The sequence below is a fragment of the Pseudomonas hunanensis genome (assembly GCF_013393325.1).
Taxonomy (GTDB): domain Bacteria; phylum Pseudomonadota; class Gammaproteobacteria; order Pseudomonadales; family Pseudomonadaceae; genus Aquipseudomonas; species Aquipseudomonas putida_P.
The window spans coordinates 126,277-151,301 of record NZ_QJRC01000102.1; the positions used below are offsets into that span (position 1 = coordinate 126,277).

26 protein-coding genes and 1 tRNA gene are annotated in these 25,025 nt (G+C 62.0%); 2 read left to right on the forward strand and 25 right to left on the reverse strand.

What is annotated here, in order from left to right:
* Window positions 1–53: 53 nt before the first annotated feature.
* The 18 genes from bamB to trmJ form a co-directional block, all read right to left on the reverse strand.
* Window positions 54–1,196 (reverse strand): outer membrane protein assembly factor BamB, encoded by a 1,143-nt coding sequence (gene bamB, locus DM807_RS26890; RefSeq protein ID WP_012270601.1) that lies wholly within the window; start codon window positions 1,194–1,196, stop codon window positions 54–56.
* Window positions 1,197–1,838, reverse strand: a complete 642-nt coding sequence (locus DM807_RS26895; RefSeq protein ID WP_012270600.1) for a tetratricopeptide repeat protein — start codon at window positions 1,836–1,838, stop codon at window positions 1,197–1,199.
* 39 nt (window positions 1,839–1,877) lie between these two features.
* A complete protein-coding gene (gene hisS, locus DM807_RS26900; RefSeq protein WP_003248516.1) occupies window positions 1,878–3,167 on the reverse strand; it encodes a histidine--tRNA ligase in 1,290 nt (429 codons plus the stop codon).
* A 25-nt stretch (window positions 3,168–3,192) separates the two neighbouring features.
* Window positions 3,193–4,302, reverse strand: a complete 1,110-nt coding sequence (ispG, locus tag DM807_RS26905; protein ID WP_012270599.1) for a flavodoxin-dependent (E)-4-hydroxy-3-methylbut-2-enyl-diphosphate synthase — start codon at window positions 4,300–4,302, stop codon at window positions 3,193–3,195.
* Between the two features lie 3 nt (window positions 4,303–4,305).
* Window positions 4,306–5,340, reverse strand: a complete 1,035-nt coding sequence (locus tag DM807_RS26910) for a RodZ domain-containing protein (protein WP_012270598.1) — start codon at window positions 5,338–5,340, stop codon at window positions 4,306–4,308.
* On the reverse strand, window positions 5,337–6,098 hold the full coding sequence (gene pilW / locus DM807_RS26915; RefSeq protein ID WP_060493215.1) for a type IV pilus biogenesis/stability protein PilW: 762 nt from the start codon (window positions 6,096–6,098) through the stop codon (window positions 5,337–5,339). Before pilW ends, DM807_RS26910 begins: the two co-directional genes overlap by 4 nt.
* 14 nt (window positions 6,099–6,112) lie before the next feature.
* Entirely contained in the window at window positions 6,113–7,258 is a 1,146-nt protein-coding gene (rlmN, locus tag DM807_RS26920) for a dual-specificity RNA methyltransferase RlmN (RefSeq protein WP_012270596.1), read from the reverse strand.
* Between the two features lie 28 nt (window positions 7,259–7,286).
* A complete protein-coding gene (gene ndk, locus DM807_RS26925) occupies window positions 7,287–7,712 on the reverse strand; it encodes a nucleoside-diphosphate kinase (RefSeq protein ID WP_008092560.1) in 426 nt (141 codons plus the stop codon).
* 88 nt (window positions 7,713–7,800) lie between these two features.
* Window positions 7,801–8,001, reverse strand: coding sequence for a Fe-S cluster assembly protein IscX (gene iscX, locus DM807_RS26930; RefSeq protein ID WP_003248529.1), 201 nt, complete (start codon window positions 7,999–8,001; stop codon window positions 7,801–7,803).
* 10 nt (window positions 8,002–8,011) lie between these two features.
* On the reverse strand, window positions 8,012–8,353 hold the full coding sequence (gene fdx, locus DM807_RS26935) for an ISC system 2Fe-2S type ferredoxin (protein WP_110735783.1): 342 nt from the start codon (window positions 8,351–8,353) through the stop codon (window positions 8,012–8,014).
* Between the two features lie 3 nt (window positions 8,354–8,356).
* On the reverse strand, window positions 8,357–10,219 hold the full coding sequence (hscA, locus tag DM807_RS26940; protein WP_179028165.1) for a Fe-S protein assembly chaperone HscA: 1,863 nt from the start codon (window positions 10,217–10,219) through the stop codon (window positions 8,357–8,359).
* A 42-nt stretch (window positions 10,220–10,261) separates the two neighbouring features.
* Window positions 10,262–10,783 (reverse strand): co-chaperone HscB, encoded by a 522-nt coding sequence (gene hscB, locus DM807_RS26945; RefSeq protein ID WP_060493217.1) that lies wholly within the window; start codon window positions 10,781–10,783, stop codon window positions 10,262–10,264.
* 8 nt (window positions 10,784–10,791) lie between these two features.
* The gene (iscA, locus tag DM807_RS26950; protein WP_003248536.1) at window positions 10,792–11,115 is read right to left on the reverse strand and encodes an iron-sulfur cluster assembly protein IscA; all 324 of its coding nucleotides are present in this window, start codon (window positions 11,113–11,115) and stop codon (window positions 10,792–10,794) included.
* Window positions 11,116–11,140: 25 nt separating this feature from the next.
* Window positions 11,141–11,527 (reverse strand): Fe-S cluster assembly scaffold IscU, encoded by a 387-nt coding sequence (iscU, locus tag DM807_RS26955; protein ID WP_003248539.1) that lies wholly within the window; start codon window positions 11,525–11,527, stop codon window positions 11,141–11,143.
* Window positions 11,528–11,573: 46 nt separating this feature from the next.
* Window positions 11,574–12,788 (reverse strand): IscS subfamily cysteine desulfurase, encoded by a 1,215-nt coding sequence (locus tag DM807_RS26960; protein ID WP_012270592.1) that lies wholly within the window; start codon window positions 12,786–12,788, stop codon window positions 11,574–11,576.
* A gap of 46 nt (window positions 12,789–12,834) precedes the next feature.
* The gene (iscR, locus tag DM807_RS26965) at window positions 12,835–13,326 is read right to left on the reverse strand and encodes a Fe-S cluster assembly transcriptional regulator IscR (RefSeq protein ID WP_008092572.1); all 492 of its coding nucleotides are present in this window, start codon (window positions 13,324–13,326) and stop codon (window positions 12,835–12,837) included.
* Window positions 13,327–13,505: 179 nt separating this feature from the next.
* Complete coding sequence (gene cysE, locus DM807_RS26970; protein ID WP_012270590.1) at window positions 13,506–14,291, reverse strand: serine O-acetyltransferase; 786 nt, start codon at window positions 14,289–14,291, stop codon at window positions 13,506–13,508.
* Between the two features lie 3 nt (window positions 14,292–14,294).
* Window positions 14,295–15,050, reverse strand: coding sequence for a tRNA (cytosine(32)/uridine(32)-2'-O)-methyltransferase TrmJ (gene trmJ / locus DM807_RS26975; protein WP_012270589.1), 756 nt, complete (start codon window positions 15,048–15,050; stop codon window positions 14,295–14,297).
* Window positions 15,051–15,201: 151 nt separating this feature from the next.
* On the opposite strand from trmJ, the gene suhB reads away from it, so the two are divergent.
* Complete coding sequence (gene suhB, locus DM807_RS26980) at window positions 15,202–16,020, forward strand: type III secretion system regulator SuhB (RefSeq protein WP_012270588.1); 819 nt, start codon at window positions 15,202–15,204, stop codon at window positions 16,018–16,020.
* Window positions 16,021–16,127: 107 nt separating this feature from the next.
* On the opposite strand, the gene DM807_RS26985 is transcribed toward suhB, so the two are convergent.
* From DM807_RS26985 to queA, 6 genes are all read right to left on the reverse strand, one after another.
* Window positions 16,128–16,670, reverse strand: coding sequence for a glycine zipper 2TM domain-containing protein (locus DM807_RS26985; protein ID WP_041166378.1), 543 nt, complete (start codon window positions 16,668–16,670; stop codon window positions 16,128–16,130).
* 118 nt (window positions 16,671–16,788) lie between these two features.
* Complete coding sequence (gene secF, locus DM807_RS26990) at window positions 16,789–17,697, reverse strand: protein translocase subunit SecF (RefSeq protein ID WP_012270586.1); 909 nt, start codon at window positions 17,695–17,697, stop codon at window positions 16,789–16,791.
* A gap of 10 nt (window positions 17,698–17,707) precedes the next feature.
* Window positions 17,708–19,570: a protein translocase subunit SecD gene (gene secD / locus DM807_RS26995; RefSeq protein WP_012270585.1), complete on the reverse strand. Its 1,863-nt coding sequence runs from the start codon at window positions 19,568–19,570 to the stop codon at window positions 17,708–17,710.
* Between the two features lie 63 nt (window positions 19,571–19,633).
* Complete coding sequence (gene yajC, locus DM807_RS27000) at window positions 19,634–19,969, reverse strand: preprotein translocase subunit YajC (RefSeq protein WP_003248556.1); 336 nt, start codon at window positions 19,967–19,969, stop codon at window positions 19,634–19,636.
* 42 nt (window positions 19,970–20,011) lie between these two features.
* Window positions 20,012–21,127 carry a tRNA guanosine(34) transglycosylase Tgt gene (gene tgt, locus DM807_RS27005; RefSeq protein WP_014589748.1) on the reverse strand — a complete coding sequence of 372 codons (1,116 nt, stop codon included), beginning with the start codon at window positions 21,125–21,127 and terminating at the stop codon, window positions 20,012–20,014.
* Between the two features lie 14 nt (window positions 21,128–21,141).
* Entirely contained in the window at window positions 21,142–22,191 is a 1,050-nt protein-coding gene (gene queA / locus DM807_RS27010) for a tRNA preQ1(34) S-adenosylmethionine ribosyltransferase-isomerase QueA (RefSeq protein WP_012270583.1), read from the reverse strand.
* A 106-nt stretch (window positions 22,192–22,297) separates the two neighbouring features.
* Between queA and DM807_RS27015 the strand changes: the two genes are divergently transcribed.
* A tRNA-Leu gene (locus DM807_RS27015) sits at window positions 22,298–22,382 on the forward strand.
* 122 nt (window positions 22,383–22,504) lie between these two features.
* Here DM807_RS27015 and DM807_RS27020 read toward each other — a convergent pair.
* Window positions 22,505–25,000 carry a TonB-dependent siderophore receptor gene (locus DM807_RS27020; protein ID WP_069942234.1) on the reverse strand — a complete coding sequence of 832 codons (2,496 nt, stop codon included), beginning with the start codon at window positions 24,998–25,000 and terminating at the stop codon, window positions 22,505–22,507.
* Window positions 25,001–25,025: the final 25 nt, after the last annotated feature.

Below are 25,025 nucleotides of genomic sequence, written 5' to 3' on the forward strand. Positions count from 1 at the left end.
GGCGGCGTTTCCTACGCCGCGGCTTGAAGCCCGCCAAGGCTCCAAGCATAGCTTCAGCGGACGGTCAGTGCCTCGAGCTTGCCGCTGTTGCCGAAGACGTAGATGGTGTCACCGACCACAAGTGGCCGGGCGCGCAGGCCATCGCTGTCGATACGCTCACGGCCGACGAAGCGGCCATCGACCTGGCTCAGCAGGTGCAGGTAGCCTTCGAAGTCCCCTACAGCCACGTAGCTGGAGAACACTTCCGGTGCCGACAGCTGACGGCGGGCCATGGTGTCGTTGCTCCACAGGGCGCTGGAAGAGCGCTCGTCGACACTCTCGACAGTACCCGAGGCTTCGCTGACATAGACGTTGCCGTAACCCTGGGCGACACCCACATAGCTGGAGGCATCGCGCTGCCACAGCACGCGGCCGCTTTCCAGGTCCAGGCCCGCTACGCGGCCCTGGTAGGTGCTGACGTAGAGGGTTTCACCGGACAGCAGCAGACCGCCGTCGATGTCGACCACACGGTCCAGCTCGGAACGGCCCTGCGGGATGGCCACGCGGCTTTCCCACACCGGCACGCCGTTGTTGATGTCCACCGCGACCACCTTGCCAGTGGACAGGCCGGCAATGGCCAGACGGTTGGTGGCGATCGGCGCACCGGTGCCACGCAGGGTCAGTACGGCCGGGGTGTTTTCGTAGATCCAGCGGCGGTCGCCAGTGGCGGCATCCAGGCCGATCAGGCGGTCGTCCTGGGTCTGTACCACCACCACATCACCGTTGTTGGCCGGTGGTGCCAGCACTTCGCTGGTCACGCGGGAGCGCCAGCGCTCTTCACCGGTGCTGGAGTCCAGGGCAATGACTTCACCCTTGAGGGTACCGAGCATGACCAGGCCGTAGCCCACGCCAACAGCGCCGGAAACCTGCAGCTCCAGGTCTTTCTTCCACACCACGTCACCGGTGATGCGATCAAGGGCAAAGACTTCGCCATTGACGTCGGAAGCGTAGATACGGTCGTTTTCGATGGCCGGTACCAAGGTGTTGTAGGTTTTACCCTGGCCGTCACCGATCGAACGGCTCCACTGCTTTTTCAGTACCACTTCCTCGGTGAACTTGGTCAGCTCGGCCGGGGGCAGTTCCTTCTTGCTGTTGCTGCTGCAACCTGCGGCCAGTACGGCCAGGGTCAGCACTGCTGCATGTTTCCAACCGATCACTTACGCGTCCCCTTTAGCCAGGTCATCCAGCTTCAATTGCAGGCCACCGACCGCCGCGTCATCGGACAGCGCAGCCTTGGCTTTTTCGTAAGCGCTGTGCGCGTCGTCGGCGCGACCCAGCTGTACCAGCAGGTCACCCTTCAACTCTTCACGGCTGGCCAGGAAGGCTTTGTCGGCGTCGCCGTCAAGCAGCTTCAGGGCGTCCTCGGCCTTGTTCTGGGCGGCCAGTACGCGAGCCAGACGCTGGCGCGAAATCTCGCCCAGGGTCACGTCGGCCGGCTTGTCCAGCACGCTTTTCAGCTCGGCGGCAGCGTCGTCGAGCTTGCCGGTCTCGACCGCTACCTTGGCCACGAACAGGCTGCCGTACTGGGCGTAGGCGGTGCCGCCGAACTCGCTCTTGAGCTTGCCGGACAGCTCCGCGACCTTGGTGGCGTCTGGCTGGCCAGTCGGCGTCAGGCTGGTTTCAAGCAAAGCCTGATACAGCTGCGAGGCACCTTGCGACTGGTTGTTCTGGTACTTGTGCCAGGTATTCCAGCCCAGCACCACCACGCCAGCCAGCAATGCGCCGGTCAGCAGCGGCTTGCCGTTGCGGTTCCACCAGTCCTTGACCCCTGCCAGGTCATCATCATCGGTACTCGACACCCCAATACTCCTTTTCGCCTATTCGCTTGTTGAACCGCGTTACGCCTGCGCGATCGCGGTTTCCAGGTGCTCTGCAAGAGCATCCCAGGCAATGTTCTGTTGTTCGCCCTGGCCACGCAGGGGCTTCAAGCCAATCTCTTGCTTGGCCAATTCGTCGTCGCCGAGGATCAGGGCGAACAGCGCGCCGCTCTTGTCGGCTTTCTTGAACTGGCTTTTGAAACTGCCACCGCCGGCGTTGACTGCCAGGCGCAGGCCCGGCAGGCGGTCGCGCAGGCCTTCGGAAAGGCGCAGGCCAGCCAGTTCCGCCTGCTCGCCGAAGGCGCACAGGTAAACGTCGATCTGGCGGCTGATGGACTCTGGCACCTTGCCCAGGGTTTCCAGCAGCAGGATCAGGCGCTCGATGCCCATGGCGAAACCAACACCCGTGGTTGGCTTGCCGCCCATCTGCTCGACCAGGCCATCGTAGCGGCCACCGGCACACACGGTGCCCTGGGCACCGAGCTTGTCGGTCACCCACTCGAACACGGTCTTGCTGTAGTAGTCCAGGCCACGCACCAGCTTGGTGTTGATCACGAACGGAATACCGGCGGCGTCCAGGCGGGCCTTGAGGCCTTCGAAGTGCACGCGGGATTCTTCGTCCAGGTAGTCTTCCAGCTTCGGAGCGCCAACCAGCACCGCCTGGGTGTTCTGGTCCTTGCTGTCGAGAATGCGCAGCGGGTTGCTCTTCAGGCGGCGCTGACTGTCTTCGTCCAACTGCTCCAGGCGCGCCGAGAGGAACTCGACCAACGCGTCACGGTAGCGTGCACGGGCTTCACTGGTGCCCAGGCTGTTGAGTTCGAGCTTGACCGCATCCTGGATACCCAGCAGGCCCCACAGGCGCCAGGTCAGCATGATCAGCTCGGCGTCGATGTCCGGGCCGTCCAGGTTGAACACTTCCACGCCAATCTGGTGAAACTGGCGGTAGCGGCCCTTCTGCGGGCGCTCATGGCGGAACATCTGCCCGATGTACCACAGCTTCTGCACCTGGCCGTTGCCGGTGATGCCATGTTCGAGCACAGCGCGCACGCAGGCCGCGGTGCCTTCAGGGCGCAGGGTCAGCGAATCGCCGTTGCGGTCCTCGAAGGTGTACATCTCTTTTTCGACGATGTCGGTCACTTCACCGATCGAGCGCTTGAACAGCTCGGTGAACTCGACGATCGGCGTGCGGATCTGGCTGTACCCGTAGGTGTCCAGCAGGCCGGCCACGGTGCCTTCGAAGTAGCGCCACAGTGGCGACTGTTCTGGCAGGATGTCGTTCATGCCACGGATGGCTTGCAGCGATTTGCTCACGAAAAGTCCTTACGAATTCTGTGTGTCAGCCACGGACGATCAGCGCCGCGTCGGCCTCGACCTTTTCGGCCGCTTTCTGGCGGATGAGTTTTTCCAGCTCATCGACCAGGTTGTCATTGGTCAGTTTCTGCGCAGGCTTGCCGTCTATGTAGATCAGGTTCGGCGTGCCGCCGGTCAAGCCTACATGGGCTTCCTTGGCTTCACCTGGGCCGTTGACCACGCAACCGATCACCGCCACGTCCAGCGGCACCAGCAAGTCTTCCAGGCGCCCTTCCAGCTCGTTCATGGTCTTGACCACATCGAAGTTCTGCCGCGAGCAGCTCGGGCAGGCGATGAAGTTGATGCCACGCGAACGCAGGTGCAGCGACTTGAGGATGTCGTAGCCGACTTTCACTTCTTCGACCGGGTCGGCCGCCAGCGAGATACGGATGGTATCGCCAATGCCTTCGGCCAGCAGCATACCGAGGCCGACGGCAGATTTCACCGTCCCCGAACGCAGGCCACCGGCTTCGGTGATGCCCAAGTGCAACGGCTGCACGATCTGCTTGGCCAGCAGCCGGTAGGCTTCGACGGCCATGAACACGTCGGAGGCCTTGACGCTGACCTTGAAGTCCTGGAAGTCCAGGCGGTCGAGGTGCTCGACGTGGCGCAGGGCCGACTCGACCAGCGCTGCCGGGGTTGGCTCGCCGTACTTCTTCTGCAGGTCTTTTTCCAGGGAACCGGCGTTGACCCCGATACGGATCGGGATACCACGGTCGCGGGCGGCATCGACCACGGCGCGCACACGGTCTTCACGGCCGATGTTGCCTGGGTTGATACGCAGGCAATCGACGCCCAGCTCGGCAACGCGCAAAGCGATCTTGTAGTCGAAATGGATGTCGGCGACCAGCGGCACGCTGACCAGCTGCTTGATCTTGCCGAAGGCTTCGGCGGCGTCCATGTCCGGTACCGAGACACGTACGATGTCCACGCCGGCATCGACCAGGCGCTGGATTTGCGCCACGGTGGCGGCTACATCGTTGGTATCGGTGTTGGTCATGCTCTGCACCGCGATGGGTGCGTCACCACCCACCGGCACATTGCCGACCCAAATTTTGCGGGATTCGCGACGTTTGATCGGAGATTCGCCGTGCATGACTTACTGTCCCAACTTCAGGCGAGCGGTCTCGCCACTGGTGAACGGGGCAACATCGACGGCCTGGCCGTTGTAGCTGACCTGGGCGCCACGGGCAAAGCCCAGACGCACCGCGAACGGCGGCTTGCCGGTCAGCTCGAGGTTGTCCCCCTTGCGCTTGATGGCGCTGAACAGCACCTTGCCGTTGCCGTCGCTGACCTGGGTCCAGCAATCGGCGGTGAACTGGATGGCAACCTTGGCACTGCCAGCCGGTATTGCGGCAGGCTCGGCGGCGACCACGGTAGACGCGGGCGCCGCAGGCGCAACAGCGGCAGGTGCTGGGGTAACCGGTGCTACCGGGGCAGGCGCAGCAGCAGGCGCGGGTTGCGCGGGTGCTTGCTGGCCCGCTGCCGGGGCCGGCACTGCGGCAGCGGCTGGGGCCGCGCTGGTCGGCGCCTGTTCAGCGGCCGCGGCAGGCTGCTCGGTTGCGCCCTGCTCCAGCGCCAATGGCGCGCTTTCGGCCTGCTGGCCGACGGAAACGGCCTGGTCTTCAGGCTCATCGAGCGGGTGAATCTGGGTGGTGCCGTCGGCGCTTTCGACTTCGACGTGCTCCAGGGCAATCTTGGCCAGGTCCTTGCCACGCAGGCTGCCCTGGTCCTGCCACCAAACAAAGCCGCCACCGACCACGGCCACCAGCAACAGCAGGCTGACGCCGCGCAGGATGTTATGCGACAGGCGCACCGGCTCTTCGATGCGGCCCAGCGAATGCACTTCGCTGCCCTTGGCGTGAGTACCGGTGTAGCGGTCGAAGGCCTCTACCAGGGCGGCCTGGTCGAGCTCCATCAACTTGGCATAGGCGCGAATATAGCCACGCGCGAAGGTATGCCCGGGCAGCTTGTCGAAGGCGCCGGTTTCCACGTGGTTCAACGAACTGACAGTGAGGTTGAGCTTGCGGGCCACCTCGGCTTGAGACCAGTCCCGTTTCTCACGGGCCAGGCGCAAAAGCTCACCGGGGTTCTGGCCAGGCGCTACTGCTACTTCGGGATGCGCGGCGTTCATCGTTGCTCCGACAGGTATTGCTGGTATTCCGGCGTACCGGGATAAAGTCGTTGTAATTGCTGGCCCAGTTCGGCCAGTGCGCCCTGCTCGTCGAACACCCTGGCAAGGCGGCTGCCCAGCAGCAGGCTACGGGCGTCGTGGTCGCTCAACTGGCTGAAACGATCGTAGTAGTCCCGGGCCGGCACATAATGCCTGTTTTCGTAGGACAACTCAGCCATTTCCAGCAACGCTTTCGGTTGCCGCTGGTTGAGTTGCAACGCTTTCAACAGATAGGCATGCGCCTGGTCGCGGCGCTCGAGCTTGAGGGCGGTCAGGCCCAGGTTCTCGTACACGCGTGAGCGCTCAGGATACAGGGTATCGGCACTGGCCAGGCGAAACATCTGCTCGGCCTCGGCAAATCGCCCCTGAGCATAAAGGAAACTGCCGTAATTGTTGCTAATTCGTGTGTCGCCGCTGCTGATCTGCAGGGCCTTGCGAAAGTGCGTTTCGGCCAGCGCCGGTTCGCCTTCGGCCTGAAACACCAGCGCCAGGGCAGCGTGCGCGTCGGCATCCCGCCCATCCAGCGCCAAGGCCTTGCCCAGTGGTGCCTTGGCCTGCTCGGTCAAACCCTGTTGCAAATAACCCAGGCCAAGCTGCACATAAGCTCGCCCCGCTTCCACCTTCCCCTGGCGACTGGCCAGGGGGTCGCCCACGCCACCCGACACGCAGCCGGCCAGCAGCGAAAGCGCAAGGATCGACAGCGCGGTGCGCAGGCTCATGGGCGAGGTCCCGGTCAGTGGCTGGCGGCGCTGTCTTGCAGCTCGACGTCTGCGGAAAGCTGGCGAACAGCGATATAGCGTTCACTGCGGCGGGTACGGTCGTTGACCTGGCCAACCAGCTGGCCGCAGGCAGCGTCGATGTCGTCGCCACGGGTGGTACGGGTGGTGACGTTGAAACCACCGTGGTGCAGCAGGTCCTGGAAGCGACGAATGGCGTTGTTGCTCGGCCGCTCGTAGCCCGAATGCGGGAACGGGTTGAACGGGATCAGGTTGATCTTGCACGGTACGTCGCGCAGCAACTCGATCATTTGCGCGGCATGCTCAGGCTGGTCATTGACGTCCTTGAGCAAGGTGTACTCGACGGTGAGCACGCGCTTGCCGCCCAAGGTAGACATGTAGCCCATGCACGATTCCAGCAGCACCTTCAGCGGGTACTTCTTGTTGATCGGAACCAGCTTGTTGCGCAGTTCGTCGTTCGGCGCGTGCAGCGAAAGGGCCAGCGACACGTCGATGTGCTTGGCCAGTTCGTCGATCATCGGTACCACGCCCGAGGTGGACAGCGTGACGCGACGCTTGGAAATGCCATAGCCAAGGTCATCCATCATGATTTTCATGGCGGCGATGACGTTGTCGAAGTTCAGCAAGGGCTCGCCCATGCCCATCATCACCACGTTGGTAATCGCGCGGTCGACTTTGGCAGGGACGGTCCCGAAGGATTTGTTGGCAAGCCACACCTGGCCGATCACTTCGGCGGCGGTGAGGTTGCTGTTGAAGCCTTGCTTGCCGGTGGAGCAGAAACTGCAGTCCAGGGCACAGCCGGCTTGCGACGATACGCACAGGGTACCGCGGTCGTCGGTAGGAATGTAGACGGTCTCGACGCAGCTGCCGGAGGCAACGCGGATCACCCATTTGCGGGTGCCGTCGGCGGAAATGTCTTCACTGACCACTTCCGGTGGGCGAATCTCGGCAACGGCCTCGAGCTTTTCGCGCAAGACCTTGCCTACGTTGGTCATGGCCGCAAAGTCGGACACGCCAAAATGGTGAATCCATTTCATCACCTGGCCGGCACGGAAGCGCTTCTCCCCGATAGAGTCGAAGAATTGTTCCATTTCCGGCTGGGTCAGGCCCAACAGGTTGATTTTGCCAGTAGATGTCGTCATGGATTCACCCTCACCCGTAAGCTTTCGCTTAGCGAGTGGTTACCTCGGTAGCAGCGAAGAAGTAAGCGATTTCGCGAGCAGCGGCAGCTTCGGAGTCCGAACCGTGAACGGCGTTGGCGTCGATCGACTCGGCGAAGTCAGCACGGATGGTGCCGGCAGCAGCTTCTTTAGGGTTGGTCGCGCCCATCAGCTCACGGTTCAGAGCGATGGCGTTTTCGCCTTCCAGAACCTGAACAACAACTGGACCGGAAGTCATGAAGGCAACCAGGTCACCGAAGAAGCCGCGAGCGCTGTGCTCAGCGTAGAAGCCTTCGGCTTCGGCTTTGGACAGTTGCTTGATTTTCGAGGCAACGATTTTCAGGCCAGCTTCTTCGAAGCGAGTGGTGATCTTGCCGATGACGTTTTTGGCAACGGCGTCAGGCTTGATGATCGAGAAAGTACGTTGAACAGCCATGGAAAACTCCAGAATATGAGTGTTACGAAAAATTAAACCCGCGAATTATACGCGGGTTCTGGGGGATTGCCTAACCTGCAAGTGACGCTTAGTCGGCTTCGTCGATCCAGGCAGCCTGGATGGCCTCGAGCACTTTCTCACCGCCGCGTGACGGATCGTCGCTGAATTCTGGCAATGCCAGCACCCAACGGTGCAGGTCTACGAAATTCACATAACGAGGATCGACCTCCGGCTTGCTTTCTGCAAGCTGGATTGCGATCTCAAGTACATCAACCCATTTCAGACTCATGTACAGATCCTCAGTGCGGTGCTTCGGCAGCGTGGTTGAGCGAATACTTGGGGATCTCGATGGTCAGGTCTTCGTCAGCGACGACCACCTGGCAGCCAAGGCGCGACTGCGCTTCCAGGCCCCAGGCCTTGTCCAGCATGTCCTCTTCCAGCTCGTCGGCTTCTTCAAGCGAGTCGAAACCCTTGCGTACGATGCAGTGGCAAGTGGTGCAGGCCTTGACACCGCCGCAGGCGCTTTCCATCTCGATGTGATGATCGTGGGCCAGTTCCAGGATGTTGGTCCCGGCCGGCACCTCCACGGTCAGCCCTTCCGGGCAAAACTTCTCATGCGGCAGGAATGTCACCAGCGGCATCGGTTACTCCTCGATCTCATTCAGGTTGCGCCCGGCCAGTGCGGCTTTGACCGTCGAATCAAGGCGACGGGCGGCAAAAGCATCGGTCACCTGCGACAGACGCTTGGTCTGTTGCTCGATGGCAGCGCCATCGGTGCCGGCCAGCAAATCACGTAGTTCTTGCATCTGGAATGCAATGGCGTCGCGCTCGTCACTGCTGAGCAGGCGTTCGCCATCGGCGTCCAGGGCGCCCTGTACCGCTTCGAGCAGGCGCTCGCCGTCCACCTGGTGCTCGCGCAACTGGCGGGCGTGCTTGTCGGAACCGGCATGCTCGAAGGAGTCTTTCAGCATGCGGGCGATTTCGCCGTCGGTCAGGCCGTAGGACGGCTTGACCTGGATGCTGGCTTCCACGCCCGAACCCAGCTCGCGGGCGGCGACACTGAGCAGGCCATCGGCGTCCACCTGGAAGGTAACGCGAATTTTTGCCGCGCCGGCCACCATGGCCGGAATACCACGCAGCTCGAAGCGGGCCAGCGAGCGGCAGTCGCTGATCAGCTCGCGCTCGCCCTGCAGCACATGGATCATCATGGCCGACTGGCCATCCTTGTACGTGGTGAACTCCTGGGCGCGGGCCACCGGAATGGTGGTGTTGCGCGGGATCACCTTCTCCATCAACCCGCCCATGGTTTCAAGGCCAAGCGACAACGGGATGACATCGAGCAGCAGCAGTTCACCACCTTCACGGCGGTTGCCAGCCAGGGTGTCGGCCTGGATGGCGGCGCCGATGGCCACCACCTGGTCGGGGTCGATCGACGTCAACGGGGTGCGCCCGAACAACGCGCCCACGGCTTCACGCACACGCGGGACGCGAGTCGAACCACCGACCATGACCACGGCGCTGACTTCTTCCAGCTCGACGCCACTGTCGCGCACGGCGCGGCGGCAAGCCTTGAGGCTGCGGGCAACCAGCGGTTCGATCATGGCTTCGAAGGCGGCGCGGCTCAGCTCGCCCTGCCAGGCGCCATGGCTGACACTGACCACATCGGTGTCAGTCAACGCTTCCTTGGCCGCGCAGGCGGTTTGCAACAATGCGCGCTGGGTAGCTGGGTCCAAGTCGGACGACAAGCCAGCCTGCTCGATGATCCAGCCGGCAATGGCGTGGTCGAAATCGTCGCCACCCAAGGCGGTATCACCACCGGTGGCAAGCACTTCGAAGACACCAGCGGTCAGGCGCAGGATGGAAATATCGAAGGTGCCGCCGCCCAGGTCATAGATGGCCACCACGCCTTCGGCGTTCTGGTCCAGGCCGTAGGCCACTGCAGCCGCAGTGGGCTCGTTGAGCAGGCGCAGCACGTTCAGCCCCGCCAGGCGCGCAGCGTCCTTGGTGGCCTGGCGCTGGGCGTCATCGAAATAGGCGGGCACGGTAATCACCGCACCTACCAGTTCGCCACCCAAGGTCGCTTCGGCGCGCTCGCGCAGCACCTTGAGGATATCGGCAGACACTTCCACCGGGCTTTTCGGCCCTTGGACAGTGTCGATGAACGGCATGTGCGACTCACCACCAACAAAGCGGTACGGCAGCTGCTCGCCCAGTTGCTTGACGTCGGCCAGGCCGCGCCCCATCAGGCGCTTGACCGACAGCACGGTGTTCAGCGGGTCGCTGGAAGCGGCATCACGCGCTGCCTGCCCCACTTCGTTGCGCCCTTCGAGGTAGCGCACCGCGGACGGCAGAATGACGTTACCCTGCGCGTCAGGCAGGGGCTCGCTACGACCGCTGCGCAATGCAGCGACCAGAGAGTTGGTGGTACCCAGGTCGATCCCCACCGCCAGGCGGCGCTGGTGCGGCTGAGGGCTTTGACCGGGTTCGGCAATCTGCAGTAGGGCCATGCTTATCTGAATACCTTAGGTGCCATCACGGGCAGCACCGGGTTAATCGTCGAGGCGCTCTTCCAGTTGGCGCACTTCTTGGGCGAGCTTGTCGAGGAACTGCATGCGGCGCATCAGGCGCTCGGCCTTGTCGCGCTCGCCTGGGGCATCCCAGCAGGCGGCAAAGTCCTCGTTCAGCGTGTCCTGGGCAACCTTCAGGCGCTTCTTGAACACACCGACACCATCAAGGTCGGCTTCGTCCTGCAGCTCTTCGAGCTCTTCACGCCACTGCATCTGCTGCAGCAGGAAGTCGGGGTCGTGGACCGTGACCTCCTGGGGCACTTCGTGGCCGCTGATGGCCAGCAGGTAGCGCGCGCGACGCGGCGCACTGCGCAGCGTCTGGTAGGCGTCGTTGAGGGCCGCGGATTTTTCCAGCGCTATACGTTGCTCTCGCTCGGAGGCGTCGGCAAAGCGGTCGGGATGGACTTCGCGGGCCAGCTCGCGATAGCGAGTGGCCAGCTTGTCGAGATCCAGGCGGAAGCTTGGCTGGAGGTCAAACAATGCGTAATGACAAGGAGTACCCACAGCCAGCCTCAAACGTTGAAGCTTTCGCCGCAGCCACACTCACCGCGCACGTTGGGGTTGTTGAACTTGAAGCCTTCGTTCAACCCTTCCTTGACGAAATCCAGCTCGGTGCCGTCGAGGTAGACCAGGCTCTTGGGATCGATGATCACCTTGACGCCGTGGTTTTCGAACACCTGGTCTTCGTCCGCCAGTTCGTCGACGAACTCCAGCACGTAGGCCAGGCCCGAGCAACCGGTGGTGCGCACGCCCAGGCGAATGCCCTCACCTTTGCCGCGCCCGTCGAGGGAGCGGCGAATGTGGTTGGCGGCGGCTTCTGTCATGCTGATAGCCATCAGAACTCCTTACCTCGCAGGCGACTTAGATCAAGCCTTTCTTCTGCTTGTAATCGCGCACGGCTGCCTTGATGGCATCCTCGGCGAGTACCGAGCAGTGGATCTTGACCGGCGGCAACGCCAGTTCTTCGGCCAGCTGGGTGTTCTTGATGGTTTCGGCTTCGTCCAGGGTCTTGCCCTTCATCCACTCGGTGGCGAGGGAGCTGGAAGCGATGGCCGAACCGCAGCCGTAGGTCTTGAACTTGGCGTCTTCGATAACGCCTTGCTCGTTGACCTTGATCTGCAGACGCATCACGTCACCGCACGCTGGGGCGCCGACCATGCCGGTACCGACATCCGGGTCCTCGGCATTCATCTTGCCGACGTTGCGTGGGTTTTCGTAGTGGTCGATGACCTTTTCACTGTATGCCATGGTGCAATTCCTTCCTCATCAGGGAGCCGCTCTTGCCGGCGACTGCTTAGTGGGCGGCCCACTCGATCTTGGAGATGTCAACGCCGTCTTTGTACATGTCCCACAGCGGCGACAGCTCACGCAGTTTGTTGACGGCCTCGCAGACTTTCTGCGCGGCGTAGTCGACTTCTTCTTCGGTGGTGAAACGGCCGAAGGAGAAGCGGATCGAGCTGTGCGCCAGCTCGTCGTTGCGGCCCAGAGCACGCAGTACGTACGACGGCTCCAGCGATGCCGAGGTGCAGGCCGAACCGGACGATACGGCGATGTCCTTCAGCGACATCAGCAGCGATTCACCTTCGACGTAGTTGAAGCTCAGGTTCAGGTTGTGCGGAACACGGGCAGTCTGGCTGCCGTTGACGTACAGCTCTTCAAGGTCCGAGACCTGCTTGAAGAAGCGGTCGCTCAGGGCCTTGATGCGCGCGTTTTCCGCAACCATTTCCTGCTTGGCGATGGCGAACGCTTCGCCCATGCCGACGATCTGGTGGGTTGGCAGGGTGCCCGAACGCATGCCGCGCTCATGGCCGCCACCGTGAATGATGGCTTCCAGGCGTACACGCGGCTTGCGGCTGACGTACAGCGCACCGATGCCTTTAGGGCCGTAGACCTTGTGAGCCGAGAACGACATCAGGTCGACCTTGAGCTTTTGCAGGTCGATTTCGACCTTGCCGGCCGACTGGGCGGCGTCGACGTGGAACAGTACGCCGCGCGAGCGGGTCAGCTCACCGATGGCGGCGATGTCGTTGATCGAGCCAACTTCGTTGTTCACGTGCATCAGCGAGACCAGGATGGTGTCGTCGCGCAGCACCGCCTCTACCATGGCCGGGGTGACGATGCCGTCTTCGCCTGGCTCAAGGTAGGTGACTTCGAAACCTTCACGCTCCAGCTGGCGAGCGGTATCCAGGACCGCCTTGTGCTCGATCTTGGAGGTGATGATGTGCTTGCCCTTGGTCTGATAGAAGTGCGCGACGCCTTTGAGTGCGAGGTTGTCGGACTCGGTAGCACCGCTGGTCCAGACGATTTCGCGCGGATCGGCATTGATCAGCTCGGCAACCTGGCGGCGACCGTTCTCGACCGCTTCTTCGGCTTTCCAGCCGAATACGTGGGAACGCGAAGCCGGGTTACCGAAGTTCCCGTCAACCAGCAGGCAGTCGGCCATCTTCTGGGCCACGCGTGGGTCGACCGGGGTGGTCGCGGAGTAATCAAGGTAGATCGGCAACTTCATTTGTCTCTCCTATCAGGCGGTGGCGTCGCTCGTCGTCCCAAAGGGATCAATCGACGGCGGACGTCTCAATCTTGTCCAACTGGGCGGTTCGGCCTGCGACACGACGCAGGTCCTGGCGCTGGGCGACTTCCTGCACCTCACGGCGCATGACGAGGTCGGCCAGGCTGATGCCGCTGAGGAATTCATGGATCTGCTGGCTGAGGTCGCACCACAAGTGGTGGGTCAGGCAGGTATCACCGGCATGGCAGTCCCCGAGACCCTGGCAGCGGGTAGCATCGACCGATTCGTTGACCGCATCGATGACCTGGGCCACCTGGATGGTTTCCATGCCTCGCGACAGCTGATAGCCACCGCCTGGACCGCGCACACTGGAAACCAGGCTGCTGCGGCGCAGCTTGGCGAACAGCTGCTCCAGATAAGAGAGGGAAATGCCCTGGCGCTCGGAAATGTCGGCCAAAGACACCGGCCCATGCTGCGCGTGCAACGCCAGGTCAAGCATGGCGGTCACGGCGTATCGGCCTTTGGTAGTCAGTCGCATGGCTATTGGGTACCACGGGAGTTTCGGGATGTGTGCGAGTATGCGATTCCCGAGCATTTAAGTCAACTATTAGACCTAGTGCTTTAGTCGGGTTTGGCATCGGGAGGCGGGCGCGATTGTAGCAGACGAGGGGCGTGAGCACACGCCCCGTATGTCACTATGATTTCAGTGCGGCGCAATCAATGCGACTGAGTGTCGCGCTTGGCCACCAGGGCGGCTTCGGTGAAGTCATCCTCCGGCAAGGCCGGCAGTTCCTTGGCGCAGTAGTCACTGCCCATCTTGGTCAGGGCACCGCACATACCCTCCAACCGCTCGTCGACCGCCTGCAGATGATCGAGCATCTGGCCGATGGCACGCGCCACCGGGTCGGGCATGTCGCCGCTGACACCGTAGGCATCGAAGCCGATCTTCTCGGCCATGGCCTTGCGCTTGGCCTCGACTTCGGTGTCTTCGCTCTTGACGATGATTCGCCCGGGAATACCCACCGCCGTGGCCCCGGCCGGCACCGCCTTGGTCACCACGGCGTTGGAGCCGATCTTGGCCCCGGCACCGACGGTGAACGGCCCCAGCACCTTGGCCCCCGCCCCTACCACCACACCGTTTTCCAGGGTGGGGTGGCGCTTGCCTTTATTCCAGCTGGTACCGCCCAGCGTCACACCCTGGTAAAGGGTGACGTCATCGCCAATTTCGGCGGTTTCGCCAATGACGATGCCCATGCCGTGGTCAATGAAAAAGCGCCGACCGATGGTGGCGCCGGGATGGATCTCGATGCCGGTCAGCCAACGGCCAAAGTTCGACACCAGGCGGGCCAGCCATTTGAAATCACGCTTCCACAGGGCGTTGCCCAGGCGGTGCAGCCAGATGGCGTGCATGCCGGGGTAGCAGGTGAGCACCTCGAAGGCATTGCGCGCAGCCGGGTCACGGTGGAATACGCTTTGAATATCTTCACGCAGGCGTTCGAACATCTATCAGTCCTTCCGTTTATGCGGCTCGCCCCGGACCACTTTCTGGGTCTCGGTCAGGATGCCGCGCAAAATGCTCATTTCCGAACGCTCGACCGCCACCCGCCCATACAGCCGGCGCAGGCGCGGCATCAGGTGCTTGGGCTTTTCGGGGTCGAGGAAGCCGATGCCCACCAGGGTTTTCTCCAGGTGGTCGTAGAACAGCTCCATTTCGTCCATGGTCGCCAGCTCGGTGGCGTCAACCTTCTCGACTTTTTCGGGTGCTTCACCGGCAGCCAGCCAGGCCATGCGCACCTCGTAAGAGAGCACCTGCACAGCAGCGGCCAGGTTCAGCGAACTAAAGTCGGGGTTGGAGGGAATGTGCACGTGGAAGTGACATCGCTGCAGTTCTTCGTTGGTCAGGCCGGCGTGCTCACGCCCGAACACCAGGGCGATCTCCTCGCCGCCATTGGCATGCTCCACCGCCTTGGCCCCGCACTCGCGCGGGCCGATCAACGGCCAGGGAATGCTGCGCTCGCGGGCGCTGGTGCCCATCACCAGGTTGCAGCCGACCAGTGCCTGTTCGAGGCTGTCGACCACCAGGGCGTTATCCAGCACATCGTCGGCGCCCGATGCACGGGCGCTGGCATCCACGGCGGGGAATTCTTTCGGCTGCACCAGCACCAGACGCGACAAGCCCATGTTTTTCATGGCACGCGCAGCGCCGCCGATGTTGCCGGGGTGGCTGGTATTGACCAGAACAACACGAATATTTTGCAGCAAGGTGTTGTGCTCACAGATGCAGGAATCAAGGCCTTCGATCTTACAGAACCGACAGACGTAACGCTATGAAAGCAAATGTGACACTTCTGCCGCCAAAGTTTTCTGCTAGAATGATCGGCTTTCTTCTTTAACATCTCCAGGTGACCCGCCCATGCAGCCTATGCTGAATATCGCCCTGCGCGCCGCTCGCAGCGCCAGTGAACTGATTTTCCGCTCCATCGAACGCCTGGATAGCATCAAGGTGGACGAGAAAGAGGCTAAGGACTACGTTTCCGAGGTTGATCGTGCCGCCGAGCAGAAAATCGTCGACGCGCTGCGCAAGGCCTACCCGAACCACTCCATCCAGGGTGAAGAGACGGGCATGCACGCGGGCACCGGCGAAGAAGGCAAAGACTACCTGTGGATCATCGACCCACTGGACGGCACCACCAACTTCCTGCGCGGCATCCCCCACTTCGCCGTCAGCATCGCGTGCAAATACCGCGGTCGCCTTGAACACGCCGTGGTACTCGACCCAGTACGCCAGGAAGAATTCACCGCCAGCCGTGGCCGTGGCGCCCAACTCAACGGTCGTCGCCTGCGTGTCAGCTCGCGCACCAGCCTGGAAGGCGCCCTGCTCGGTACCGGTTTCCCGTTCCGTGACGGCCAGATGGCCGACATGGACAACTACCTGGGCATGTTCCGCGCCCTGACTGGCCAGACCGCCGGCATCCGCCGTGCAGGCTCCGCCAGCCTGGACCTGGCCTATGTGGCCGCTGGCCGCTTCGATGCCTTCTGGGAGTCGGGCCTGTCGGAATGGGACATGGCAGCTGGCGTACTGCTGATCCAGGAAGCCGGCGGCCTGGTGAGCGACTTCAACGGTGGCCACGACTTCCTCGACAAGGGCCACATCGTTGCAGGCAACATCAAGTGCTTCAAGGCCGTGCTGACCGCTATCCAGCCGCACCTGCCAGAAAGCATGAAGCGCTAACCGCAGATTGCCGAAACGCAAAAAGCACCCCTCGGGGTGCTTTTTTTGTGCCCGGCGCCCTCTCCCCCGGCCTTGCGCGATACTTGTGGGGGCAAACGGCGTACGGCTTACTGACCCGCTTCGCTCAGGATCAACTTGCCATTCTTGTCCAGCGGAATGGTCGAGCCCGGCTCACGGTCCATCTTCACCTTGCCTACCTGATCACCAATGGAGTAGGTGACGTTGTAGCCCACCACCTTCTCACTGATGTCGTTGACCGTGTTGCAGCGGGTTTGCGTGGTGGTGTAGGTGTCACGCTCCTGCATGCCCTCCTGCACCTTGTTACCGGCATAACCACCACCTACCGCACCAGCCACGGTGGCGATTTTCTTGCCGGTACCGCCACCAATCTGGTTACCCAGCAGGCCGCCGGCAATGGCACCCACCACGGTACCTGCAATCTGGTGCTGGTCCTTGACCGGCGCCTGGCGTGTGACGGCGACGTCCTTGCAGACCTCGCGCGGGGTTTTTACCTGCTGTTTGATCGGCTGCACGTCGGTAACCTGCGCATACTCAGGCCCCTTGTTGACCAAGCTGTAGGTCGCGACAGCACCTCCGGCAGTCACACCGACAGCACCCAGTACCGCACCCACCAGCATTGATTTGTTCACATGAACCTCCTGATCATACTTGCGGGTCCCACCCGCTTCTCCCAGCCTTGGAGCAAAAAAAAAGGCGCGAGTTCAATACTCGCGCCTTTCGGGCCGCCAAACGGCGTGGAACAGAAGCTTATGGACGCTCGTCCACGCCCTCTGCCTTGGTCGGCGGGATGAGGTCTTCGCTGTTCAGGTTCAGCCAGATCAGTACCACGTTGGCGATGTAGATCGACGAGTAGGTACCGGCCATGACGCCGATGAACAAGGCCAGCGAGAAGCCGAACAGGTTGTCACCACCAAAGAACAGCAGCGCGGCAATGGCCAACAAGGTCGAAACCGAGGTAGCGATGGTACGCAGCAGGGTCTGGGTGGTGGAAACGTTGATGTTCTCGATCAGCGAGGCCTTGCGCATGACGCGGAAGTTCTCACGCACACGGTCGAACACGACGATGGTGTCGTTCAACGAGTAGCCGATGATCGCCAGCACCGCTGCCAGCACCGTCAGGTCGAAGGTGATCTGGAAGAACGACAGGATACCCAGGGTCACCACCACGTCATGGATCAGCGAGATGATCGCACCCACGGCGAACTTCCACTGGAAGCGGAAGGCCAGGTAGATAAGGATGCCGCCCAGGGCCAGGAGCATGCCCATGCCACCCTGGTCGCGCAGCTCTTCACCCACCTGCGGGCCGACGAACTCGACACGCTTGAGGGTTGCCGGGTTGTCGCCGCCAGCCTTCTGCAGCGCGGCAGCTACCTTGTTGCCCAGCTGTGGGTCATCGCCCGGCATACGCACCAGCAGGTCGGTGGTAGCGCCAAAGCTCTGCACCACCGCCTCGTGGAAGCCCGAATCGACCAGCTCGGCCCGCACCGCCTTGAGGTCGGCCGGGCGCTCGTAGGTCAGCTCGATCAGCGTACCGCCGGTGAAGTCCAGGCCGAAGTTCAGGCCTTTCTGCCACCAGCTGAACAGCGCCAGCACGGTGAGGAGCACGGTAATGGCGAACGCGACATTGCGTACGCCCATGAAATTGATGGTTTTCATCGCAGCTCCCTCAAACCCACAGCTTCTTGATGTCACGCCCGCCGCAGGTCAGGTTGACCATTGCACGGGTCACCATGACGGCGGTGAACATCGAGGTGAAAATCCCGAGAGACATGGTGACCGCAAAGCCCTTGACCGGGCCGGTCCCCATGGCGAACAGGATGCCGCCGACCAGCAGGCTGGTCAGGTTGGCGTCGATGATCGCGGTGTAGGCGCGGTTGAAACCTTCGTGGATGGCGCGCTGCACCGACATGCCGGCTTTGAGCTCTTCGCGAATACGCGAGAAGATCAGCACGTTGGCGTCCACCGCCATACCCATGGTCAACACGATACCGGCGATACCCGGCAGGGTCAGGGTGGCACCCAGCAGCGACATCAGCGCCAGCAGCAGCACCATGTTGCCCGCCAGGGCGATGGTGGCGATCACGCCGAAGCCGCGGTAGATGGCGATGATGAACAGCGAGACGAACAACATGCCCCACAGCGACGCATCGATACCCTTGGTGATGTTGTCAGCACCCAGGCTTGGGCCAATGGTACGTTCTTCAGCGAAGTACATTGGCGCGGCCAGACCACCGGCACGCAGCAGCAGGGCCAGCTCCGACGATTCGCCCTGGCCGTTCAGGCCGGTGATGCGGAACTGGCTGCCCAGCGGCGACTGGATGGTCGCCAGGCTGATGATTTTCTTCTCTTCCACGAAGCTTTGTACGGCAACGTCCTTCTCGACGCCGTCGACGGTCTGCTTCACATAGCGAGTGACCGGCTTCTGCTCGATGAAGATCACCGCCATGCTGCGACCGACGTTGCTGCGGGTAGCGCGGCTCATCAGCTCGCCACCGTGGCCATCCAGGCGGATGTTCACTTGCGGGCGGCCGTGCTCGTCAAAGCTGGCCTGGGCGTCGGTAACCTGGTCACCGGTAATGATCAGGCCGCGCTCGACCGGGGCGGAACGGCCGCCTTCACGGAACTCGAACACTTCGGTAGTGGCCTTGGAAGCGCCCGGCTCGGCACCGAAGCGGAACTCCAGGTTGGCGGTTTTACCGAGGATACGCTTGGCTTCGGCAGTGTCCTGCACGCCTGGCAGCTCGACCACGATGCGGTTGGCGCCCTGGCGCTGTACCAGCGGCTCGGCCACGCCCAGCTCGTTCACGCGGTTGCGCACGGTGGTAAGGTTCTGCTTGATCGAGTATTCGCGGATCTCGGCGACTTTCGCCTGGGTCAGCGCCAGACGCAGCACCGCAAGCTCGTTGCGCTCGGTGGTGGTCAGGTCGAAATCATTGAAATTCTTGCGGATCAGGACACGTGCCTGTTCGCGGGTAGCATCGTCAGCGAAGCCCAGCATGATGCCGCCATCCTGCTGAGGCAGGCTGCGGTAGCGGATGCGCTCTTTGCGCAGCAAGGTCTTGACCTCGCCTTCGTAGACTTTCATGCGGGCAGTCATGGCCTTGTCCATGTCCACTTCCAGCAGGAAGTGCACACCACCGGACAGGTCCAGGCCCAGCTTCATCGGGCTTGCACCCAGGTTGCGCAGCCATTGCGGGGTAGTCTGAGCCAGGTTGAGGGCCACGACGTAATCATCGCCCAGTGCCTTGCGCACGACATCTTTGGCTGGCAGTTGGTCTTCCTGATTGGTCAGGCGGATCAGCCCGCTGCCCTTCTCACCCAGGCTGGCGCCCTTGACGGTGATTTTGGCATCGACCAGCGCCTTGCTGACGCGATCGAGGTCGGCCTGGTTCACCTGCAGCGCCGAGCTGGCACCGCTGATCTGTACTGCCGGGTCATCCGGGTAAAGGTTGGGAGCGGAATAAATGAAACCGACCACCAGTACCAGCACGATCAGTGCATATTTCCACAGAGGATATTTGTTCAGCATCACGCCGCCCGTTCAAGACGCGGGGCGCGTTGCGCGCCCCGACTGGAAAATAAAACCGGTAACTCAGATAGCCTTGAGCGTACCTTTTGGCAGGGTCGCAGCGATCGCGCCCTTCTGGAACTTCAGCTCGACGGTGTCGGACACTTCCAGTACCACGAAGTCATCGGAAACCTTGACGATCTTGCCGGCGATGCCGCCGTTGGTGACAACTTCGTCACCCTTCTGCAAGTTGCTCAGCAGGTTCTTCTGCTCTTTGGCGCGCTTGGCCTGTGGGCGCCAGATCATCAGGTAGAAGATGACCAGGAAACCGACCAGGAAGATCCACTCGAAGCCGGTACCGGCTGGGCCAGCGGCAGGTGCTGCAGCGTCCGCGTATGCGGCGGGGATGAAGAAGCTCATTGGGCACTCCTAATGTAATTTTCTAATAATGGATGCGGACAGTCAGTCCAAGGGCGGAACAGGAAGCCCGCGCTTGGCGTAGAAGGCGTCGACAAAGGCGGCCAATTTACCCTGTTGAATAGCCTCGCGTAAACCGGCCATCAAGCGCTGGTAATGGCGCAAGTTGTGGATGGTATTCAGCATGCTGCTCAGCATTTCGCCGCACTTGTCCAGGTGATGCAGATAGGCGCGCGAGAAGTTGGTGCAGGTGTAGCAGTCACAGGTCGGATCCAGCGGCGATTCATCATGGCGATGGAACGCATTGCGGATCTTGATCACCCCTGTATCGACGAACAGATGACCGTTGCGCGCGTTACGCGTCGGCATCACGCAGTCGAACATGTCGACGCCGCGGCGCACACCCTCAACGAGATCTTCCGGTTTGCCTACCCCCATAAGGTAACGAGGTTTGTCAGCAGGCATCTGGCCCGGCAGGTAGTCCAGCACCTTGATCATTTCGTGCTTGGGCTCGCCCACCGACAGGCCACCAATGGCCAGGCCATCGAAACCGATGTTTTCCAGGCCTTCGAGCGAGCGCATGCGCAGGTCCTGGTACATGCCGCCCTGAACGATGCCGAACAACGCCGCGGTGTTGTCGGCGTGAGCGTTCTTCGAACGCTGAGCCCAGCGCAGCGACAGCTCCATGGAGGTGCGCGCCACATCGTGCTCGGCCGGGTACGGGGTGCACTCGTCGAAGATCATCACCACGTCCGAGCCCAGGTCACGTTGCACCTGCATCGACTCTTCAGGGCCCATGAACACCTTCGAGCCATCGACCGGCGAGGCGAAGGTCACGCCCTCTTCCTTGATCTTGCGCATGGCACCCAGGCTGAACACCTGGAAGCCACCGGAATCGGTGAGGATCGGGCCTTTCCACTGCATGAAATCGTGCAGGCCGTTGTGCTTCTTGATCACCTCGGTACCTGGGCGCAGCCACAGGTGGAAGGTGTTGCCGAGGATCATCTCGGCACCAATGGCCTCGATATCGCGTGGCAGCATGCCCTTGACCGTGCCATAGGTGCCCACCGGCATGAACGCCGGGGTTTCCACGGTACCGCGTGGGAAGGTGATGCGACCACGACGGGCCTTGCCGTCGGTGGCCAGCAGTTCGAAGGACATTCGACAGGTGCGACTCATGCTTGATCCTCGGGGCCGCGTGGCGCCGGATTGCGGGTGATGAACATGGCATCACCGTAACTGAAGAAGCGGTACCCGTGCTCGACCGCCGCCGCGTAGGCGGCCATGGTCTCGGGGTAGCCGGCGAAGGCCGAGACCAGCATCAGCAGCGTGGACTCCGGCAGGTGGAAGTTGGTGACCAGGGCATCGACCACATGGAACGGCCGGCCCGGGTAGATGAAGATGTCGGTATCGCCACTGAAGGCCTTGAGCACGCCATCGCGCGCGGCGCTCTCCAGCGAGCGCACGCTGGTGGTGCCGACCGCAACCACTCGACCACCACGGGCCCGACAGGCCTCGATGGCATCGACCACATCCTGGCCCACTTCGAGCCACTCTTTATGCATGTGGTGGTCTTCGATCTTGTCGACCCGCACCGGCTGGAAGGTGCCGGCGCCCACGTGCAAGGTGACGAAGGCTCGCTCGACGCCCTTGGCGGCGATCTTTTCAAGCAGCGCCTCGTCGAAGTGCAGGCCTGCGGTAGGCGCGGCGACCGCACCGGCGCGCTGGGCGTACACAGTCTGGTAGCGTTCACGGTCGGCGCCCTCGTCGGGCCGGTCGATGTACGGCGGTAGCGGCATGTGGCCGACACGGTCGAGCAGCGGTAGCACTTCTTCGGTGAAGCGCAGTTCGAACAGCGTATCGTGGCGCGCGACCATCTCGGCCTCGCCACCGCCATCGATGAGGATGACCGCGCCCACTTTCGGCGCCTTGCTGGCACGCACATGGGCCAGCACCCGGTGGCTGTCGAGCACGCGCTCGACCAGCACTTCCAGCTTGCCGCCGGAGGCTTTCTGGCCAAACAACCGCGCTGGGATCACCCGGGTGTTGTTGAACACCATCAGGTCGCCGGGGCGCAGGTAGTCGAGCAGGTCGGGGAATTGCCGGTGCGAAAGCGCGCCGGTCGGCCCATCGAGCACCAGCAGACGGCTGCCATGGCGCTCGGCCAACGGGTGGCGGGCGATCAGGGAATCAGGGAGTTCGAAGGAGAAATCGGCGACGCGCATGATGATGTTCGGTTCGGCAGGGCCGGGAAGTTTAGCCCAATGTGTGAAAATTGACCATGAAAGCCGATTGACCGACCAGCGGCAGCTCTCTATACTGCGCGCCACTGCCCTGATGGCGGAATTGGTAGACGCGGCGGATTCAAAATCCGTTTTCGAAAGGAGTGGGAGTTCGAGTCTCCCTCGGGGCACCAAAATCCGGAAAAAACCGACCTTATAGTCGGTTTTTTTTCGCCTGCACTTTGTTGAACTGCTGCCTCAGCAAATCCCTGTAGGAGCGGGCACGCCCACTCCCACAGCTCAATCGTGGCTGGCTTTAGAAATCCGCTCGCAGGGTCAAGGTGTAATTACGCGGATCTCCGTAGTAGTTGGCCGCATACAGCCAACCGACGCTGGAGAAGTACTTCTTGTCGAACAGGTTGTTGCCGTTCAACGAAACGCTGAAGTTCTTGTTGATCTGGTAGGCCACCCGAGCGTTCCAGATGGCGTACCCCGCCTGCTCGATCTTCCCTACCCCGTCCGTACCACCAAAGTTGCCGTGGTAGTTGCGGCTCTGGATGTTGGCGCCAGCACCCACGGTCCACGGGTCCAGTTCGCCAGGCAAGTTGTAATCCGCCCAAAACCGGAACAGGTGCTTGGGCGTATAGGTGTTGAAGGTGCCGCCGGCCTCCGACTCGCCATCGGCTGGGTCGTTGCGGTACTCGGTATGGGTGTAGGTGTAGCCAGCGAACAATTGCATGCGGTCCAGCACTTCACCGCTGATTTCGGCATCGAAACCTTGGGTGCGCACCTTGCCACCCGCTACGTAGCAATTCTCGCCGCCATTATCGCCGCACAGAGTGGCCTGGGCGCGGTTTTCCTGGTCGACCTGGAACAGCGCGAAGCTGGTATTGACGCGGCCGTCGAACAGTTCGCCCTTCAGCCCCATCTCATAATTGGAGCCGACGATAGGTTTCAGCGGCGCGTTGTCCACGCTCAGCTCGGTCTGCGGCTTGAAGATATCGGCGTAGCTCAGATAAGCCGACCATTGCTCGTTCAGCGCATAGATCAGGCCACCATAGGGGGTGAACTCGCCGCTTTCCCGCGAATGAGCCGGGGTTGGCGACACACCGTTGAACCGGTTTAGCTCATAGTCGTAGCTGTAGTTGCTGCTACGCCCACCGAGCACCAACGTCAGCGGGTCGCTGAGTTTGTAGCGAGTCACCGCATAAATGCCGCTCTGGCGGATCTTGGCCTTGGAAGTACCGGGGTAGGTGTTGGTCCCTTCGGCACCCAATAGCTGATCCATGGTCGGGCGCTGTGGCGAAACCGGGTCGTAGATGTTCATCGGGCCCAGGTTGATGAAGCCGCCTTGCAGGTCGTCAGTCTGCAGATCGCTGGCATTGGCCCCCACCACCACTTCGTGCTCGCGGCCAAATGCACGCCACTTGCCGGTCAGGTTGATGTCGCCGCCCTTGTTGATGTTTTCGAAGTCGTACAGGTAGGCACGCGAACGCATGCCGTTACCGGTAGCCGGGTCTACAGCGCCGCGGCCAAAGCTGTAGAGGATGTAGTTGGTTTCGCGCATGTAGCTGCCAGAAGCTTTCAGGCGCCAGTCTTCGTTGAAATCGTGGGTAACATCGGCGAAGTAGGTGGTCTGTTTGTTATCCCACTTGTTCCAGTCGGCACCGGTGTAGGTGGACCGGCTGACGTTGACCGCACTGCCATCCTTGTTGCGCGGCAGGCCGCTGAAGAACGGCGTTGAGTGCAGGTCTTCCACGCTGGCGCCCGCCGCTACCGTGGTGCGGTCGCTGAGGTCGTATTCAAGGATGCCGTAGAGTACGTTCTTGCGGCTCTCGGCAGTGTCGTAGAAGTAGTTCTGGTCTTCATGGCCTGCCACCAGGCGGCCGCGTAGCGAGCCGTCGGCGTTGAGCGGGGCACTGCCGTCGATGGTCTGCCGGTAGGTGTCCCACGAACCGGCGCTGGCGGTTACCGACAACGAAGGCTCGGCTTTCGGCCGCTTGCGCACCAGGTTGATGGCCGCACCAGGGTTGCCGCTGCCCTGCAGCAGCCCGTTGGCGCCGCGCAAGATTTCGACACGGTCGTACAGCAAGGTGTCGGAGGTGAAGCTGCTGCCGATTGCATAGTAGCGGCGATCGAGCGGCACGCCGTCGTACTGAATGGTTTCCACCTCGAAACCACGGGAGTAGATGTACTTGCCGCCCGACGGGCTCTGCAGGGTGGTGATGCCAGTGGTCTTTTCCAGCACTTCATCCAGCGTGTCCAGGCGCTGGTCGTCCATGGCCTTGCGCGTGACCACGCTGACCGACTGCGGAATATCCTTGAGGCGGTGGGTGCCTTTGCCGATGGTGACGGCATTGGCGGTATAGCTGCCCGAGCCCTCGGTGGTTGCATTGTCCTGGATACCGTTGATATTCAGCGGCTCCAGGTTAAGCGCCTCGCCACCAGAAGCCGCGCTCAGCGGCAAGGGCTGCAGGCCATAGACGTTATTGCCGCGACGCACGGCTTGCAGGCCGGTGCCCGCCAACAAATGCTGGAAACCTTCCTCGATACCGTATTGCCCCTGCAACCCAGGGCTAGAAAGGCCACGGGTCAGCTCCGAGGTATATTGCAGGGTAAACCCTCCCTCACTGGCGAAGCGGGCAAGCACCTGGGCCAGGCTGCCAGAAGCGATGCTATAGGCTTGTGGTGCCTGGACGGATGCGGCCTGGGCGTGCACGCCAGCACCCAGCAAGGCGATGGCCAGCGCACTCAGGGCGAGCGCACGTCGATAACCAGGCACGCGAGCGTTGCCCATGCTGCGATCGGTCATGACGACCGCTGAAGAAGAGCGAATC

What these genes read in the sequence shown, in the direction of transcription:
- ispG (WP_012270599.1), bottom strand. Translation starts at nt 4,302, where the DNA reads ATGCACGGCGAATCTCCGATCAAACGTCGCGAATCCCGCAAAATTTGG.
- DM807_RS26960 (WP_012270592.1), bottom strand. Translation starts at nt 12,788, where the DNA reads ATGAAGTTGCCGATCTACCTTGATTACTCCGCGACCACCCCGGTCGAC.
- iscU (WP_003248539.1), bottom strand. Translation starts at nt 11,527, where the DNA reads ATGGCATACAGTGAAAAGGTCATCGACCACTACGAAAACCCACGCAAC.
- iscR (WP_008092572.1), bottom strand. Translation starts at nt 13,326, where the DNA reads ATGCGACTGACTACCAAAGGCCGATACGCCGTGACCGCCATGCTTGAC.
- secD (WP_012270585.1), bottom strand. Translation starts at nt 19,570, where the DNA reads ATGCTGAACAAATATCCTCTGTGGAAATATGCACTGATCGTGCTGGTA.
- pilW (WP_060493215.1), bottom strand. Translation starts at nt 6,098, where the DNA reads ATGAGCCTGCGCACCGCGCTGTCGATCCTTGCGCTTTCGCTGCTGGCC.
- fdx (WP_110735783.1), bottom strand. Translation starts at nt 8,353, where the DNA reads ATGCCGCTGGTGACATTCCTGCCGCATGAGAAGTTTTGCCCGGAAGGG.
- queA (WP_012270583.1), bottom strand. Translation starts at nt 22,191, where the DNA reads ATGCGCGTCGCCGATTTCTCCTTCGAACTCCCTGATTCCCTGATCGCC.
- hscA (WP_179028165.1), bottom strand. Translation starts at nt 10,219, where the DNA reads ATGGCCCTACTGCAGATTGCCGAACCCGGTCAAAGCCCTCAGCCGCAC.
- iscA (WP_003248536.1), bottom strand. Translation starts at nt 11,115, where the DNA reads ATGGCTATCAGCATGACAGAAGCCGCCGCCAACCACATTCGCCGCTCC.
- yajC (WP_003248556.1), bottom strand. Translation starts at nt 19,969, where the DNA reads ATGAGCTTCTTCATCCCCGCCGCATACGCGGACGCTGCAGCACCTGCC.
- DM807_RS27020 (WP_069942234.1), bottom strand. Translation starts at nt 25,000, where the DNA reads ATGACCGATCGCAGCATGGGCAACGCTCGCGTGCCTGGTTATCGACGT.
- secF (WP_012270586.1), bottom strand. Translation starts at nt 17,697, where the DNA reads ATGAAAACCATCAATTTCATGGGCGTACGCAATGTCGCGTTCGCCATT.
- rlmN (WP_012270596.1), bottom strand. Translation starts at nt 7,258, where the DNA reads ATGACGACATCTACTGGCAAAATCAACCTGTTGGGCCTGACCCAGCCG.
- DM807_RS26910 (WP_012270598.1), bottom strand. Translation starts at nt 5,340, where the DNA reads ATGAACGCCGCGCATCCCGAAGTAGCAGTAGCGCCTGGCCAGAACCCC.
- iscX (WP_003248529.1), bottom strand. Translation starts at nt 8,001, where the DNA reads ATGAGTCTGAAATGGGTTGATGTACTTGAGATCGCAATCCAGCTTGCA.
- suhB (WP_012270588.1), top strand. Translation starts at nt 15,202, where the DNA reads ATGCAGCCTATGCTGAATATCGCCCTGCGCGCCGCTCGCAGCGCCAGT.
- tgt (WP_014589748.1), bottom strand. Translation starts at nt 21,127, where the DNA reads ATGTCCTTCGAACTGCTGGCCACCGACGGCAAGGCCCGTCGTGGTCGC.
- cysE (WP_012270590.1), bottom strand. Translation starts at nt 14,291, where the DNA reads ATGTTCGAACGCCTGCGTGAAGATATTCAAAGCGTATTCCACCGTGAC.
- ndk (WP_008092560.1), bottom strand. Translation starts at nt 7,712, where the DNA reads ATGGCTGTTCAACGTACTTTCTCGATCATCAAGCCTGACGCCGTTGCC.